The organism is Natronorubrum sp. A-ect3 (genome assembly GCF_041821125.1).
GTDB classification, from domain to species: domain Archaea; phylum Halobacteriota; class Halobacteria; order Halobacteriales; family Natrialbaceae; genus Natronorubrum; species Natronorubrum bangense.
The window spans coordinates 234208-249948 of sequence record NZ_JBGUBB010000001.1; the positions used below are offsets into that span (position 1 = coordinate 234208).

At 62.8% G+C, this 15741-nt stretch carries 18 protein-coding genes; 7 read left to right on the top strand and 11 right to left on the bottom strand.

What is annotated here, in order from left to right:
* Nucleotides 1–28: 28 nt before the first annotated feature.
* Together msrA and ACERJA_RS01155 are read right to left on the bottom strand one after the other, a co-directional pair.
* Nucleotides 29–697 carry a peptide-methionine (S)-S-oxide reductase MsrA gene (gene msrA, locus ACERJA_RS01150; RefSeq protein WP_373606507.1) on the bottom strand — a complete coding sequence of 223 codons (669 nt, stop codon included), beginning with the start codon at nt 695–697 and terminating at the stop codon, nt 29–31.
* A 492-nt stretch (nt 698–1189) separates the two neighbouring features.
* Entirely contained in the window at nt 1190–2176 is a 987-nt protein-coding gene (locus tag ACERJA_RS01155; RefSeq protein ID WP_373607433.1) for a MaoC family dehydratase N-terminal domain-containing protein, read from the bottom strand.
* A 290-nt stretch (nt 2177–2466) separates the two neighbouring features.
* On the opposite strand from ACERJA_RS01155, the gene ACERJA_RS01160 reads away from it, so the two are divergent.
* A complete protein-coding gene (locus ACERJA_RS01160) occupies nt 2467–3690 on the top strand; it encodes an acetyl-CoA C-acyltransferase (RefSeq protein WP_373606508.1) in 1224 nt (407 codons plus the stop codon).
* 27 nt (nt 3691–3717) lie between these two features.
* On the opposite strand, the gene ACERJA_RS01165 is transcribed toward ACERJA_RS01160, so the two are convergent.
* Nucleotides 3718–4968 (bottom strand): acyl-CoA dehydrogenase family protein, encoded by a 1251-nt coding sequence (locus tag ACERJA_RS01165; protein WP_373606509.1) that lies wholly within the window; start codon nt 4966–4968, stop codon nt 3718–3720.
* 823 nt (nt 4969–5791) lie between these two features.
* On the opposite strand from ACERJA_RS01165, the gene ACERJA_RS01170 reads away from it, so the two are divergent.
* Nucleotides 5792–6808 carry a Gfo/Idh/MocA family protein gene (locus ACERJA_RS01170; protein ID WP_373606510.1) on the top strand — a complete coding sequence of 339 codons (1017 nt, stop codon included), beginning with the start codon at nt 5792–5794 and terminating at the stop codon, nt 6806–6808.
* Nucleotides 6809–7173: 365 nt separating this feature from the next.
* A complete protein-coding gene (locus ACERJA_RS01175) occupies nt 7174–7389 on the top strand; it encodes a hypothetical protein (RefSeq protein ID WP_373606511.1) in 216 nt (71 codons plus the stop codon).
* A 92-nt stretch (nt 7390–7481) separates the two neighbouring features.
* On the opposite strand, the gene gvpM is transcribed toward ACERJA_RS01175, so the two are convergent.
* The 8 genes from gvpM to ACERJA_RS01215 all read right to left on the bottom strand — a co-directional run bounded on the left by gvpM (nt 7482) and on the right by ACERJA_RS01215 (nt 12153).
* Complete coding sequence (gene gvpM, locus ACERJA_RS01180; protein WP_373606512.1) at nt 7482–7784, bottom strand: gas vesicle protein GvpM; 303 nt, start codon at nt 7782–7784, stop codon at nt 7482–7484.
* Nucleotides 7781–8686, bottom strand: coding sequence for a gas vesicle protein GvpL (gene gvpL, locus ACERJA_RS01185; RefSeq protein WP_373606513.1), 906 nt, complete (start codon nt 8684–8686; stop codon nt 7781–7783). Before gvpL ends, gvpM begins: the two co-directional genes overlap by 4 nt.
* Nucleotides 8683–9027: a gas vesicle protein K gene (locus tag ACERJA_RS01190; RefSeq protein WP_373606514.1), complete on the bottom strand. Its 345-nt coding sequence runs from the start codon at nt 9025–9027 to the stop codon at nt 8683–8685. The genes gvpL and ACERJA_RS01190 overlap by 4 nt, the downstream gene beginning before the upstream one ends.
* Entirely contained in the window at nt 9024–9548 is a 525-nt protein-coding gene (gene gvpJ / locus ACERJA_RS01195; RefSeq protein WP_373606515.1) for a gas vesicle protein GvpJ, read from the bottom strand. The genes ACERJA_RS01190 and gvpJ overlap by 4 nt, the downstream gene beginning before the upstream one ends.
* An 86-nt stretch (nt 9549–9634) precedes the next feature.
* Nucleotides 9635–10576 carry a hypothetical protein gene (locus ACERJA_RS01200; protein ID WP_373606516.1) on the bottom strand — a complete coding sequence of 314 codons (942 nt, stop codon included), beginning with the start codon at nt 10574–10576 and terminating at the stop codon, nt 9635–9637.
* On the bottom strand, nt 10569–11273 hold the full coding sequence (locus tag ACERJA_RS01205; protein ID WP_373606517.1) for an Hsp20/alpha crystallin family protein: 705 nt from the start codon (nt 11271–11273) through the stop codon (nt 10569–10571). Before ACERJA_RS01205 ends, ACERJA_RS01200 begins: the two co-directional genes overlap by 8 nt.
* On the bottom strand, nt 11273–11527 hold the full coding sequence (gene gvpF / locus ACERJA_RS01210; protein WP_373606518.1) for a gas vesicle protein GvpF: 255 nt from the start codon (nt 11525–11527) through the stop codon (nt 11273–11275). The genes ACERJA_RS01205 and gvpF overlap by 1 nt, the downstream gene beginning before the upstream one ends.
* 2 nt (nt 11528–11529) lie before the next feature.
* Complete coding sequence (locus ACERJA_RS01215; RefSeq protein WP_373606519.1) at nt 11530–12153, bottom strand: GvpL/GvpF family gas vesicle protein; 624 nt, start codon at nt 12151–12153, stop codon at nt 11530–11532.
* Between the two features lie 335 nt (nt 12154–12488).
* On the opposite strand from ACERJA_RS01215, the gene gvpA reads away from it, so the two are divergent.
* The 4 genes from gvpA to ACERJA_RS01235 all read left to right on the top strand — a co-directional run bounded on the left by gvpA (nt 12489) and on the right by ACERJA_RS01235 (nt 15738).
* Nucleotides 12489–12776: a gas vesicle protein GvpA gene (gene gvpA / locus ACERJA_RS01220; RefSeq protein ID WP_049889998.1), complete on the top strand. Its 288-nt coding sequence runs from the start codon at nt 12489–12491 to the stop codon at nt 12774–12776.
* A gap of 6 nt (nt 12777–12782) precedes the next feature.
* Nucleotides 12783–13820, top strand: coding sequence for a gas vesicle protein GvpN (gene gvpN, locus ACERJA_RS01225; protein WP_373606520.1), 1038 nt, complete (start codon nt 12783–12785; stop codon nt 13818–13820).
* Nucleotides 13821–13892: 72 nt separating this feature from the next.
* Nucleotides 13893–14456, top strand: a complete 564-nt coding sequence (gene gvpO, locus ACERJA_RS01230) for a gas vesicle protein GvpO, halophile-type (protein ID WP_373606521.1) — start codon at nt 13893–13895, stop codon at nt 14454–14456.
* Between the two features lie 55 nt (nt 14457–14511).
* Complete coding sequence (locus tag ACERJA_RS01235; protein ID WP_373606522.1) at nt 14512–15738, top strand: iron-containing alcohol dehydrogenase family protein; 1227 nt, start codon at nt 14512–14514, stop codon at nt 15736–15738.
* Nucleotides 15739–15741: the final 3 nt, after the last annotated feature.

Genomic DNA, 15741 nt, shown 5'->3' on the forward strand with positions numbered 1-15741 from the left:
GGTCTTTGCGACGTCGTGTTCGCCAGTATCAGAAACGCCGCCGAAGTTCCTCGAGCAGCCTCGGTGGAAGATCCAAACTCGCCAAAACCTCGTTTCGCTGGGTTGGTGTTCCGTGGCCAGCGACGAACCCATTGAGTCGGGCTACGACTGTCGAATCAACGAACGCGTCGCCGTACTGTGCCGCGAGTTCGTCGCCGACGACCGGTGTCGAGCGAAGTTCGTACTTCTGGTGATAGTCTTCCGCGAGGAACAGTTGATCGAACGGTTCAATCGCGGTTTCGACCGACTGGCCGGTTCGCTCCTCGAGTGTGGCTCGCTGGTGCGTGGCCACCTCGTGCTGGTGGTCGTCGTGGGCGAGAACGACGCCGCGATACTGTCGTTTGGGTGCTCTCGACGCCCAGTCGTGGTTCGCCCAACACACCTCGAGCAACTCGTCGTAGGTGACGGTCTCGGGATCGTACACGACGTGTACGACTTCGGTGTGATCACCGAGAGCGTGATAACGTGGCGTCGGGGTCGTCCCGCCAGCGTAGCCGACGCGTGTTCGAACGACGCCCTCCATCGCACCGAACCGGGCGTCCGGTCCCCAGAAACAGCCCATTCCGAACGTCGCCGCCTCCATCTCACTCGGTGAGACAGCAGTGCCGTCCTGCTCGAGGGGTGACGACTCCGTCACGGCTGGGTCTGGCTCGTCCATACCGAATCGACGGGATCGGAGAGTTTTAGGCTAGTGGCTCGAGGCAGGCGCTGATGGGAGCGGGAAGACACAGTGATCGGCAGAGAGTATCGGACGAACCGAACGACAGGTGGTCGATCGGCTGGACAGCCGCTTTCTACGTCCGTGTACCCGGCTCAAAACTCGTAGTGAGCGATCTCTCTCGATCGACAGGTCGGACACTCCTCGCGGTCGGAGTCGAACTTCTCGCCGCAGTTCCGACATTCGTACAGCTCCCCACTGGTACTGGCGAACAGTCGGAGTCGAGTCATGACACTCATCCCATCAACACGTTAGGCGGACAACAGTATTAGTAAAGGTGCAAGCATTGTGCGCGACTGAACAGCTTCAGCGAGTGTTCGTGGACCCAGAACGACCATCGAACACGCCACGCTCGAGGAGCACAGCTCAGTGGTGCGATGTGTCGGCGGCGCTGGTGCCTATGGAAGCCGTCTCGAGGCCCGTGACGGCCGATCAGCCGTCGACCGAGGCCGTTGCCGTCCCCGTCAGTAACGTCCGACCGTGTTGGTTCGTCGCCTCGAGAGCGACCTCGCCGACTCCGTCGTCGGGGTGGCTGTCGACGAGTTCGCCGCTCGCAATAATCGTCTCGCCGGGAACGACCGGGGACTGAAATCGGACGCCAAACGCAGACACTGACTCGAGGCCGACCCAGTCGGTGACGACCCGTGAGGCGATCCCAGCCGTGAACATTCCTTGCCCGAAGACGCTTTCATTGCCGGCCGCGCGGGCATAGGGCTCGTCGTAGTGGATCGGGTTGAAATCGCCGCTCGCGCCCGCGTACTTCACGAACTGCTGGCGTGTGACGGCTTCGACGACGATCGTTGGCCCAGTATCGCCGACGGCGAGTTCGTCGAGAGACGTGACCGCAGGACCGTCCTCGGCAGCCGATTCGAACCCGGTCGTCGGTGACGCCGTTTCGCTGTCAGCATCGTTCGAGTCAGCCGCTGTTTCGCCGCGTTCTGCGGTGTCCTGCACCGCATTCTCGGTTTCGATCACGGTCGCCCGCTCCGTGAGGACGAGCTCGTCGGCGTCCCGGTAGGCTGTCTCGAAGACAGCGAACGTCATCGTTCCGGCGCGGCCGCCGTCGCGCTGGTAGACCGCAGTGAGCGTCGTCGTCCCCGTCAAGACGTCGCCGACCTGAAGCGGGCGTTCGTACTCGTAGGCCTGCTCGCCGTGGAGGACGTATTCGGGTTTGAACCCGAGGTCGAAGCCGTGGCCCTCGACACCGTCGGCCCGATACCGCGGAAATGCGCTGACACGGGCGTACGTCAGTGGGGCCGGGAGACGGTCGTAGCCACGCTCACGGGCAACGGCTCCGTCCCGAAACACCGGATTTGGATCCGTGATCGCCCGTGCGAACTCCTCGACTTTTCCCCGTTCGATCCGAAAGTTTTCGACAGTGACCCGCGAGCCGTCGACCATCGTCTCGAGGTCGGCCATCGGTTTAGTCGGCATGGGCACCACCTCGATCGGCCGAGCGCGTCTGTGGGGCGTTCGGACGAGTCGTCGTCCACGGCTGCGATGCGCTCTCGACCCGTGTTCGATCCATTTTCATAGAGATTAGACAACACGTCTGATAAGCGTACCCACCGCGCTCGCAACACGATCACCAGCAGGCACCGTCGTCAGCACTCGAAGCGCCGACTCACTGGCAGCGAAGCCGGCAGAACGCCCCGGCCTGTCCGGGCAGAACGTCTATGCCGAGTGGCACAATAGTGCTATGAGAACACATGAACACTGCAGTCATCGTCGATGCCGTGCGGACTCCGTTTGGCAAACGAGGGGGTTCGTTCCGGGACATGCATCCACAGGATCTGGCAGCGAAGCCGCTCGAGGCACTCGCCGAGCGCAACGGGTTCGAGCCCGACACGATCGAGGACGTCATCTACGGCTGTGTCACGCCGGTCGACGAGCAGGGGCTCAACATCGGTCGCCTCGCGCCGATGATCGCTGGCTGGGGCGACGTCGTCCCGGGCGTCCAGCTCAATCGGATGTGTGGCTCCGGCCAGCAGGCAGTCAACTTCGCGGCGGCGAACGTCATGGCAGGCCAACACGACGTGTTGATCGCCGGCGGCGTCGAGCATATGACTCGCGTGCCGCTTGGGTCAGACGGCGCTGACGGCGTCTCCGGCGGTGGTGCCGTCACGGATACCTACTTCGAGCACTTCGACGAACTGACCCATCAGGGTGAAGGAGCCGAACGGATCGCCGAGGAGTACGGCTTCACGCGCGAGGAACTGGACGAACTCGCTGTCGACTCCCAGCGCCGCTGGGGCGAGGCCTGGGAGGCTGGTCGGTACGACGACCAGGTCGTCCCGGTCGAAACCGAACTCGAGGGAGAGAGCGAGTCCAAACGCGACGCGGAGAATCGAACGGGCAATGAAGCGGTCCGTGAGACCGTCACGGTCGAGCAGGACGAACATCCACGACCCGAAACGGACCTCGAAACCCTCTCGAAACTGCCCCTGTCCTTTCGCGAGGAAGGTGACGGTGTCCACCATCCAGGCAACTCCTCGGGGATCGTCGACGGCGCCTCGGCGCTGTTGGTCACGAGCGAGGACGCAGCCAAAGCACACGGCTGGGAGCCGATGGCCCGCATCACCCAGACAGAAGTCGTCGGCGTCGACCCCGTAACGATGCTTACTGGCCCGATTCCGGCGACCGAAGGGGTGCTCGAGAAAGCCGGCATGACGATCGGCGACATCGACTGCTTCGAGGTCAACGAGGCGTTCGCCTCGGTCGTCGCCGCCTGGCTCGAGGAAACCGGCGCGTCGTGGGACGACGTCAACGTCAACGGTGGCGCGATTGCCCACGGCCACCCGCTCGGGGCGACCGGCGCAGCGTTGCTGACAAAGCTGGTGCACGAACTCGAGCGAACCGGCCAGGACACCGCGCTCTCGACGATGTGTATCGGCTTCGGACAGGGTATCGCGACGATTATCGAACGCGTCTAGACCGCGACTCGAGCGGCCGTCTCGCCGCTATTCGTCGAGGGCGTCGATACGCAACTCCTCGTCGAACTGGAGGGCGTGTTCGATCTCTTCCTCGGCGATGTCGTCGAACGCCCAGCGGGCGATCGAGCGGCGGTGGACCTCGTCGGCACCGTCGACGATCCGGAACGAGCGGACGTCCTCGTAGAAATGGGCGATCGGGAGGTCTTTTCCGATGCCGTTGCCGCCACAACACTGGAGTGCGAGGTCGATCGCTTCGTTGGTGACGTTCGCGGTGAACACCTTCGACATCGCGACCTCGATGCGGGCGTCGCTGCGATCGAGTTCGCGCGCGGCGTGGCGGACCATCGTTCGGGCGGCGTGGAGCTGCGTTTCGGCGTCGGCGATGCGGTGGCGCAGTGCCTGTTTCTCGTCTAAGGTCGTGCCAAACGCCTCGCGCTCGCTGAGATACGCCTTCGCGATATTGAGCGAGCGCTCGGCCATCCCGGAGTAGCGCATACAGTGGGTGAGTCGCCCACCGCCAAGACGCATCTGGGCAACCTGAAAGCCCTGCCCTTCCTCGCCGACGGTGTTCTCGACAGGGACGCGAACGTTGTTGAACTTCATCTCGGCGTGACCACCCTCGAGTTCGGTGATGTCGTGACCCCCGAGATGGGGGATATTTCGGACGACTTCGACGCCGTCGGCGTCGGCGGGGACGAGGATAATCGACGTTCCTTCGTAGGGGTGAGCGTCCAGATCCGTCCGGGCCATCACGAGATAGAAGTCCGCGTCGAGGCCGTCGGTCGTCCACCATTTGTGGGCGTTGACGACCCACTCGTCGCCGTCTTTGATCGCGGTGCTCTGGAGCATCTTCGGGTCCGAACCGCCACCCTGTTTGGGCTCGGTCATCGCAAAGGCCGATGAAATCTCACCTTGAACGAGTGGGCGCAGCCACCGCGCTTTCTGTTCGTCCGTCCCGACCATCTCTAAGGTGTGCATGTTCCCCTCCTGTGGGGCGTTCGCACGAATCGCGTGGGCGCCGATCAGCGAGCGCCCGACCTGTTCGAACGAGGGAAGCATATCACTGAAATCCAGGCCCTGCCCGCCGTACTTCTCGGGCACCTGTGGGGCGAACAGGTCCCGCTCTTTCGCCTGCTCCCAGAGGCTTTCGAGTTCGGCCCGGGTAATCGGTTCGCCGGTCGCGAGTGCCTCACGTTCTCGAGGGAGGACGACATCGTCCATGAACTCCGCGACACGCCCTGCAACCGCCTTTGCTTTCTCAGAGTCGTGGTATTCCATACCGAGGTATGAACATACACCATTGTAAATGCACAACAAACCGGTTAGAAACAACGTTCAGACAACTGCCACGAGTGACGCGTCAGAACTGAGCCATCGATTGCGGCCTGGACAGCGAGCGAAAGCGATGCGTACTGGGCAGTCGTCTCCGTATTCTACCCGTGCCTCGAGTCGCTCTCTATCGTTCGGGTGGCACGGTCCGTTCGCGAGGACAGCGATGAGAAACGGGCGGTTCGTCAAAGCGCTGGACGAAGCGATAGTAGCCACTGCACACCGTATCGCACGACTACTGTGCGATGGGTGTGTCCATCGGTTCAGTCGTTATGATCTCGTTGAGAAGTGACGGCTGCACTGGTTCCTGACTCGTCGGTGACAGGGTCAGCAACTCGAGACGAGTCAGGACCGTAAACCGAGGCGGGGGCGGGAGCCCGCCCTGGCGTGAGAGACATGAGCTAACTCGAAGCGGGGGCGAGTCCACTTCCGAGCGATCCGGGCACGAACGCACGCAATCGGCTGGTCAGCGCGTCGTGGTCCGTTGGAGCGTGTACCCGGCGGGGTTGTTCTTCCCCGCATCTGGATCGATGGGCGTGTCACCCATTGTTATGCAGGCACTTGTCTCATACTGCTCTGGGCGGTTCGTTGACAGGCACCGAATAACTCACCTACAGCATCAGGTTGAGAACCGGTTGGATGCCCCTTCGAACCGATAAGCGGCAGCTACGCGGCCCGTTTTGAGACGAGTCGTCTGCCAAACGATGCTCGAGTCTGGTGGCTTGCTTGCGACACCCGTAAAAAAATACGGCTGTAGCCTGTGTCTCGGGCCATGCACGCGGATGGTCTCGAGCATCCAGTTCAGATCGGTATCGTTGGACTCGGATATATCGGCACGACCGTTGGCGAACAGTTTCACCACCATCCAGACGCAACTGTTCGGGCCCTCTGTGATCTCGATTCGGACCGACTCAAGGCATGTGGGAGCGAGTTCGAGGTCCCGGCTGAGAGGCGATACGTCGAGTATCCGACGATGCTGGCGGATGAATCCCTCGATGCCGTGCTCATCGGAACGCCCCACACCCTCCATTACGAACAGGTGCACAGCGCATTCGAACACGACTGTCACATCTACTGTGATAAGCCCCTCGCGACCGATCTCGAGCACGCACGCGAGCTCACAGCACGCGCCGAACAGAGCCAGCAGACGCTGATGGTCGGCTACCAGCGCCATCTCCAGACGGCGTTTCGAACCGCCAGAGAGCGCTTTACCGATCGGTCGCCACGCTGGCTGACGGCGTCGATCACACAGGATTGGATCGACGACTCGAGGGGGACCTGGCGTCTCGATCCGTCGCTCTCCGGGGGCGGCTTTCTCTACGACACGGGTAGTCACGTACTCGATGGCGTGCTCTGGACGACCGGGCTCGAGCCAGAATCCGTCACAGCAAGTATGGATTTTCACGACGACGCAGCGCAGGTCGACCGACGAGCACATCTCGACGTCAGATTTACGAACGGGGCCACCGGGACGTTCTCGTTTCACGGTGACGCGCCCTCGGTTCGCGAGCACATCCACTGCTGGGACGACGACGGTGCGGTCTACCTCGAGGGCCGCCAGTGGGGGCCGCGTGAGGTCCGCGAGATCGATGCCGACGCCAACGAGTACGACCCCTACATCGATTTCCGTACCGAACAGACGCGAGCCGACGCCTTTCTCGAGAGCGTCCGAACGGGCACCGATCCGCCGGCGACGGCCCGAGACGCGCTTCGAGTGACGGCGCTGACGGAAGCGGCCTACGAGGCAGCACGAACCGGTGACCGCGTACCGGTGTCTCCCATGGAGTGACACCGACCACGACCAATGTTCCGCCGGTGTGAAACGAAGCCAGAGTACTCACACAAGCGGTGTTCAGTTCCGGGTTCGAACTGGTATTCTCGAGCTGAGAAGCACTTGGATAACCAGGTGGAATGAGATCTCCGGGACGGTTTACCAGCGACTACTCTGTGTCTTTCTCTGCGAAAAGATCCGGCTTCAGTCGTGCGGTTATGAACGCTTTACTCGAGTTCCAGACGACGACAGCGAACGGGGACTGTCAGCGTTGTAACTAGATCTTCGACCCCTGACCGAATCACGAGTACAAAATGTATAGTCTGCTATTGCTTTCGGTTACAAGCCGGATAACTACAACCGGTCACGGCTACCGACCGAGTATGATCACCTGCAGTAACTGCGAGACGCCCCAATTCCTGCAGATTACCCAGAGCCGCGTCTACTTCGAGGATGGGGAGATGATAAACGAGATCTCCGAAACCTACGAGTGCACGCTCTGTGGAAGCACCGGCCAGTACGTCTACGACGAGGACCGGGACAAAGAGACCGTCACCGGTGACGTCGACCTCACGACAGAACGACCGAAGTTCGCCTGAGTCGTCGCGACACTGCGTCGATCGGCGACTCGAGGAGACACTGGTTCCCAGTCGATCGTGGTCTGCGGCATGGCGTCGGTTGGACGGGACAGTCAACTGGTTCTGTCTTGCTGTCCACTCCCGACCGTGGGTCGATCGTCGTCGGTCATATCAGTGTCTCGATCGCGCCGGTGCTGACGACGGGTGATCGCTGACCGACGGCGTTCGACGTCCCACTCCTCGAAGAGGCCGTACTCGTTCATTGTCTCCATTCCTGCGATGGCTGCCGTGAGCTTGATTCCGACGAGTGGAATCTCCGCAACCGAGACGATCACGTCCGCCCGCAGGATGACACCGTCTCTCAACAGGACGTCGAGAACGTCGACGAGTGCCTCCTCGTCTTTGCGCGGTCTCATGCGTGAGTGTGGGTTTCTGTCGGCTCGTCGTTGTCGCCCAACTCCGGCGCGAACGTGTACGGTGGCCACGGTCCGGTGAACCTGACTTCGAGCCCATCGTTTGCTGCGACGTCATCTAAGATCGAGCCGATCGCTCCTTCATCGTCTTCGTGAGCAAGCAGCGTGAGTCGACAGCACGTCTCACCGTCGCTTCCGTCGCCGTCAGCGCTCTCACTCACGTCGTCTGCCAGCGATGCCGTCGGCGAGCGCTCGAGCGCGTGGACCTCCCGCGCATGTTCGTCGAGTCGTCGCTTGAGATCGGTCGTCACCGACTCGCGACGGGCCGCCCGTAGTTCCGTGAGTCGCTGGTCGAACTGCTTCTCGAGCAGGTACGCCGTCCCCGCTTCGGCGTCGTCGATCTTCGACGCGAGTTCCCGGAGCCGGTCGTCGTGGTCACACAATGCATCGTCACTGATCGGATCGGTTTCAACGACCTCGACACGGTACTCCCAGTGGCCTGCCAGCTCTGACAGTGCCTGCTCGAGGGTGGCTGCCTCCTCGCGGAGCCACTCGCGGACGCCGTCGTCGTCCCCGCGAAGGATCGTATCGAACTGGAACGGAATCGGCGTCCCGAAGGCCTCACCAGCCTCGTCGACGACCGTCTGGTGGCGGACGAGCCAGCGTCGAACCTGAGTGAGATCCGCCGAGTCGTAGATGCCGTCACAAGCGTGGACGACCGCGCCGATGCCGTCTTCGGTGACGACCGAGACAGGTTCGCCGTCGACGCCAGTCGTCTCAAGTGAGTCGCCTTCACCGGCGCGGACGATACAGTAGAGATATCGCCCTTCGTCGATCTCGGGGAGCAGTTCGTCATCAACAGCTGTCTCAACGTCCGCCGTTCGGTCCGGCTGGTCGGCGGTCACTGATCGTCACCTCCGAACACGGAGTAGCCAGGTGCGGGAGTGAGCTCTGGCTCGTCGTGGAGCTGTTCGATCGCGTCGTTGACCAGTCCGTTCAGATCGTCGTGGAGGTCCTCGACGCTGTCTTCGATCTCCTCGTCGCGTTTGAGCTGTTCGATCTCGGCTTCGATCGTCGCAAGCTGGCTCCCGAGGCGCTCGATCTCTTCGTCCGAGAGCGCTCCCGATTCCATGCGCCGGACCGCTTCGCGCTCTAAGGCATCGATCAGGATTTCGATGACGGTGACGACGAGGCTCACCAGTCCTTGCCGTGCGTCCGAACCGTCGCCGACATCGATCTGGGTCATTCGTTCTCACCCTCCGTGTGTGTCGTCGGTTCGTCGTCCTCACCCTCGTCACTGAGCAGATCGAACCCGCCGCTTGTTGGCTGATCCGGATCCGGCCGTGCACCGATATGTTCGCTTCCGCGATCGGGCTGTTCGTCGCGCTCGCCGCTGTCATCATCGTCACTCGAGTCGCTCTCGTCAGAATCTGCCGTCCGCGTCTCGTCTGCGTACCGTTCGTCGGGGGTGACGTTAACGCTACGTGTCGGATCGATCGGCGGTTTCGGCCGTTCCATCTCGGCAAGTTCAGGATCGCCAGCCGCTGCGGCGACCCGACGCATGTCAGTTCCTTCGGGGAACTCGAGGCCGTACTTCGCCGCCGTCTCAAAGGAGGCGATCGCAGCCCGGATCTGGACGCCCAGCAGCTGCGTGTCGCCGATCGAGACGGCGATATCGGCGTTGATGACGATTCCCTTGTCCAGCAGCATCTCGACGACCTCCGCGAGGTCGGTTTTCTGTCGACTCGGCTGGAAGTCATCAACCACGCTGTTCACCTCCGGACCGTGCCGCTGGAGTCGTGTGCTCGAGGTCGGTACTCGTCACCGCTCGTCGCCGGGTGGGTGTGGGTGGTTCAGTCATTGGGTGACCTCTGTTTTTCCCGTTCGATCTCGAATCGGCGGCCGTAGATGCGCTTTCGGCTGGGTGCCGTCGAGAGTCGAACATCCTGTGGCACCGTCGCGTGGCGGGCCCCGCCACCGAGGTCGCGGCGGTCGGTCGGGATCGTCGACGCCGCGGTCGGGTTCCGCGAGTTCGCGCTGGTATCCTGTCGGCGCATCTTCTCTCGGTTAAACTCGTAGAGCTGTTCGAACTGCTCGTGGGTCTCGAGGAGGGCTGTGCGGAAGGCGTCGATCCCTTTCATTGCCTGCTGCTGGATAGCCACCTGGTAGGCTTCGGGATCGTTCTCGACGTCGATATCGCCGAGGGCGTCCATGGGGTCTGCATCCTCGAGGAGGTCGTCCTCACCACCGACGAGCCCATCCTCGTCGCCGCCGACCATCCCATCCTCTCCGATCAGATCGCTGCTCTCGTCGGTCACCGCATTGGCGGCTGTCTCGACCATGCTCGCGTCTTCGCCCTCGTCGCCCAGGTCGTCGACCGCGGCCTCGAGTTCGCGCGTCTCACTCCACAGCTCGCGCAGATCCGTGGCGTCCCAGGCCGAAAGCAGATCGATCGCCCGGAACAGCTGCGTGAAATCGACGAGTTCGCTGGCACCAGTCTCCTCGTCCGTCAGTACCTCGGGAACCGTGCCGACCTCGAGTGCCTCGAGCAGTTCAGGTCCGTCGACGGCGGCAGGAAGGTCACTGAAATCGATGGCGTCGATCAGTTCTTCGGTCTCCCGTACGACTGTTGTGAGCGTTTCGACGTCGCCCAGCACTGACTCGAGCGTCTCGTCGTCGAGGTCGTCGATCTGCTCAACGCCACCGAGACACTCCTCGACGTTCTCGAGGCACGCGCTGGCCTCCTCGAGCAGCGCGTCGAACCCCTCGCCACTGTCGGCTGTCTCGTCACTCATCGGTGTCCGCCACCTCCGTTGTCGATCCGTCTCCGCCAGCATCCGGCTCGATCCGGACGGTAAGCACGCCGTTCGTGACCGTCGCCTCGGCCGTCCGCTCACGCCAGGGAACCTCGATGCGCTCGAGTTCGCGGCCCGAGACGGCGACGACGAGCTTCGTGTCGTCGAAGCCGACGGTGACGTCGTCCGGCTCGGTGCCGGCCACGTCGGCGATTACGAGCAGTTCGTCGTCGTGACGACGGGTCGTCAGGTGGGCGTTGGAAGCGGACGACCGACGTCGCCGGGTCCGTGACCGATCATGGTCCTGGTCAGACGGTCGGCCTCTGCCGTCGGGCCCGTCTCGGGAGAACCGTGACTCGTCACCGAGGTCGTCACCCGATCGAATCGAGAGATCGTAATCGAGCACCGTCCGATCGGATCGGCGGCGTCCCGACATCGAGCCGCCCTCGAGACGGTCGAGCGCAGACAGCAGGCTCGAGAGCCAGTGGTCGTCTCCATCGTCGGCTCCGCTCTCGGACGCCGAGAGATCGATTCGTGACTCGGCTTCATCTCGGTCGTCCGACTGCCGATTAGCCGAGTCAGCTGTGTCCGGCTCGTCGTCGCCCGCTGTAGACACCTCGTCCGACGGCGAGTCGTCGATCGGGACGTCGGTCGATTCGTCGGATCGGTCGTCCGGTTTGCGGTCATCTGCTGTCATTATTTTTTCACCTCTACGCGGCCGCTCGCGAGGCGTTCGTGAACGTCACGAGCGATCTCGAGTTCGGCCTCGAGTTCGTCTTTCCGGCGCTGGTACTCCGTCTCGGACCGTTCGCCCAGTTCGTACAGCAACTGATTTTCCTTGAGTTCGTCCTCGAGCGCGTCGATGTCGTACATCTCGCTGAGTGCCATCGTGTGGAGTGTGTCCACGATGCCGACGAACGGCCGAAACAGGAGATCGTCGAGGATGAACATGGTTAGCGCTGGGCTCCGATTTTGACGTCGACGAAGCTGTACGGTGCAAACGGCCCCGTGTACCGAACGATGAGGTCGTCGTGCCCGTCCTCGAGTCGGGCGACTGCCTCGTCGAAGCGCTCGCGGTCGTCGCGCTCGACGAGATAGGAGCGGTTGAGCACGAGCCGATCACTGAACAGGTCGTTTGGCACCGACTGGGCGGCGATGGGGTCGAGTTCGTCTTCGACGGCCTCCTCGATCGCGTCCGGATCGACATCGGCGTCTTCTTCGCGGACGAGCTTGAGGCCGAGTTCGATCCGCCCCTCGATATCGTTGATCGCGCGCCGAAACGCCGGTCTGGCGCCACGAAGGACGTTCTTCAACGCTCGGTCACTCTCGAACGCCATCCCGAACTGCATCGGGACGATCGTCCGACCGCCGTCACGGTCCATGACTTCTCGAAGAACGTCGTCGTGGCGTTGGGCATCCTCGTCGGTCTCTTCGGGATCTGTGGTGTCGATGTTGGAGACGACGGCGCTGAGACGTCGGTGTGAGACCGTGTAGACGTGGTCTGCATCACCGACAGCATCGGTTTCGAACTCGACAGGGTCGTCGGTCATGACGCCGTAGACGTATCGGTTTGTCATCGAGCGCTTACCTGGCCAGTGTGTTGCGTTCGGTCAGGAGGCGACGCTGCTCGTGCCCGCAGACGCGGGCTCGGTTCGTCTTCGGTCTCGAGAGGAATTGATCGGGCGAACATCATGGGAACTGATTGTCGACTACCCGCGGTGACACAGCCGGCTCGTGGCTCGAGGGCTCTCACCCGCGGGTAGTCGAGGAACTCGCCCGAAAGTACACCACCGCGACGGGTTACCGTGGTGCTTGCAGTCGCAGCCTTCGGTGCACCGGCCGATTATGACAGACCGGCTTGCAGTCGCAGCGCAAGCCGTGTTACGAATCCCGGATGTACTTCGCGGTGAGTATGGCACAACCACAACGAAGACCCGACTCCTCGAGTCTCGCGGAGGTACTGGACCGCATCCTCGACAAAGGCGTCGTCATCGACGTCTGGGCTCGCGTCTCGGTTGTCGGGATCGAGCTACTGACCATCGAGGCCCGCGTCGTCGTCGCCTCCGTCGACACCTTCCTGCACTACGCGGAGGAGATTGCAAAAATTGAGCAAGCGACGGCAGAGGGCGACCTCGAAGAACTCGAGGAACTCGAGGTCGAACAACGTCCAGAATCGTCACCAAAGTCCGCCACCGAATAACTCGTCATGGCCGACGATTCTTCGCGCAAGCGAAAGGTCCGTGGCCGGAAGGTCAGGAGCGACCGCTCACAGAAAGAAGGACGGCGTGCCAAGAAGGAACTCGCTCGAAAAGCATCGAACGCGGGCAACAAGAACGGCGACAGCCCCCTCACCGATCCAGCAGATGTCACTCCCGAGCCGTTCGTCGAGACGGATGCCGTCACCGCGTTGCGCGGACGGATCCACGGCTGGCTCAGAGCGGAGCAGCCGGTTCATCTGATCGGGCCGACGGGCTGTGGGAAGACCGCGCTTGCGCTGTCGGCGGCTGCCAAGCGTGGCCGCCCAGTCGTCTGGCTCAACGGCGATGAGGCCGTCGACACGGCCGCGCTCGTCGGCGACCACGCCGGCGGTGAGCGATACAAAGAAGACGACCGGTTCGTCAGTGGCGTGAGCAAACAGACGGAGATCGTTCGTGAACGCTGGGTCGACAACCCACTCTCGGTTGCTGTTCGAGAGGGTGCGACGCTCGTCTACAACGAGTTCTCGCGCAGCGATCCGGCGGCACACAACGTCTTGCTTTCAGTCTTCGAAGAGGGCGTCTTGGAGCGGCCAGGCAAACGCGGTGAGGATCGATCCATCGACGTCCATCCCGAGTTCCGAGCAATCTTGACCTCGAACGACGCCGAGTACGCGGGTGTCCACGAGCAACAGGATGCGCTGCTCGACCGGTTCGTCGGCGTCCACGTCAACTACTACGACGCCGAAACTGAGCGTGAGATCGTTCGATCCCACGTCGATCTTCCGGACGATGCGATCGAGACGGTCGTCGACACGACACGTACGCTCCGGGATGCCCTCGAGGTCGTCGTCGGGACACGGGCAGCGATCACAGCCGCGAAGGGACTCTCCGTGTTCGAAAACCCCGAAAGCGATGCCAGCGAGAACGGTTCGTTCAACGACGAACTGCTGACGGCGGTCTTCGTGGACGTACTTGCGCCGAAGATCGCTGGTCAAGGCCCCGACGATATCGCACAGCTTCGAACACAGATCGCCGACTCGGTCTGATGTGACCGTACAGGCCACCACCCACCCCCACGAGACACCACACGACAGCCAGATACGAACCGACGACAACCAATGGCCGACGCCGATACACACCAATCAACGGAGCAGTGCACGGCGCTTACCGAAGACGGAGAGCGCTGTTCGCGGCCAGCCCAGGACGACGGATTTTGCTACCAACATGATGAGAGTGATCCAACCGTGAGCGATAGCCAGACAGTCGACGACGAACAGACACAGAGCGAACAGCAGGCACAAGAGACCGACGAGACCGATGAGAGCCAGCCACAGAGTCAGGAGCTGACGGTCGATATGACTGCCGAGGAGAAGACTGATCCCGAAACAGTCGATGCCGACGTCGAAACCGACCACGACGAGATTGCTGGCGTCCTTGCCGTTCGTCGAACGGTTCAGTCGACGGCAGGCGAACTCATCGGACGGGAGTTCGACGCCGTCAGCGAGATCGTCCCCACCGACGACGGCTGGCGTGCAGTCGTCGAGGTCGTCGAACGACGAGCCGTCCCCGACACCCAGGACATCATTGGCCGGTACGAGATCGAACTCGACGACGGCGCGACTGTCCATGGCTACCGCCGACTGGACCGCTACCGACGTGGCGACACGGGGACGTTCGAGTAGCACACCGACTCTCCGAACTCTCGCTTTTAACACGGGTCGGGAGCTATGCGTAGCTATGACTCACTCCCCCTCGAGAACCCGCGACGCGGCGTTCCGATTCGAGTACGAGCCAGCGACGATCAGGTTCGGTTCCGGCTGTGTTGACGCCCTCGAGGCCGAACTCGAGCACCAGAGCCGAAAGCGTGCGCTGATCGTCTGTGGCTCGACGGTCGGCTCCACGCCCGATGTGATCGACCCGGTCACGGCGGGGCTCGGGGATCGACTCGCGGGGGTGTTCGCCGAGACGACGCCAAAAAAACGCCTTGGGACGGCCGTCGACGGACTCGAGCGACTCGAGGATGAAGACGCCGACGTGCTCGTCAGCCTCGGCGGCGGAAGCAGCCTCGACATCGCGAAAGTCATCAGCGTCCTCGCCGCGAGCGATCGCGAACCGGCGGCGATCGGCGACGAGTTCGCTGAGACAGGCACGATCACCGTCCCAGATGAGGGACTGGTACCGATCGTCGCAGTTCCGACGACGCTCGCCGGTGCCGACCTCTCACAGGTCGCAGGCGTCACCGCCGTACCCGAGTCGGGGTTGGTCGAAACAGCAGTGGGCGGCGGCATCTCGGGACCGGGGCTGATGCCCGCCGCAGCCGTCTACGATCCCGATCTAGTGGCGACGACGCCGGAGTCGATCCTCACAGGCTCGGCGATGAACGGCTTCGACAAGGGCCTCGAGGCGATCTACGCGGCCAACGCGACGCCGGTGACCGACGCCACGGCGATGCGCGGTCTCGGCAAACTCGAGGCCGGCTTTCGCGCGTTCGGCCGCGGTGAGCGCGACACCGAGACGTTCGAGACGCTCCTCGAGGGGATCGTGCTGGTCCAGTACGGGCTCTCCCGGCCCGACGAGACGATGCTCTCGATCGTTCACGCCTTCGGCCACGGGCTCACGCGTGCGTACGACGTCCAGCAGGGGACAGCACACGCCGTCGTCGTTCCACACGTGCTCGCATACCTGTTCGATCAGGAGGGAGTCGACGCCAGACAGGACGTGCTGGCCGATGCGCTGGGTGTTGCCGACGCGGACGATCCAGCACGGGCGGTCGTCGACAGGGTGGCCGACGTGCGCGACGCACTCGAGCTACCGACGCGGCTGCGCGACGTCGACGGCCCCGAACCGGACGAGTTCACTGCCGTCGCGGAGGCGATCCTCGCCGACTCGTTCATGGCGAACGCGCCGCCGGGGCTGGAGGCCACTGTCGAGGAGATTGAAACCATTCTCGAGCAGGCGTGGTAGGAC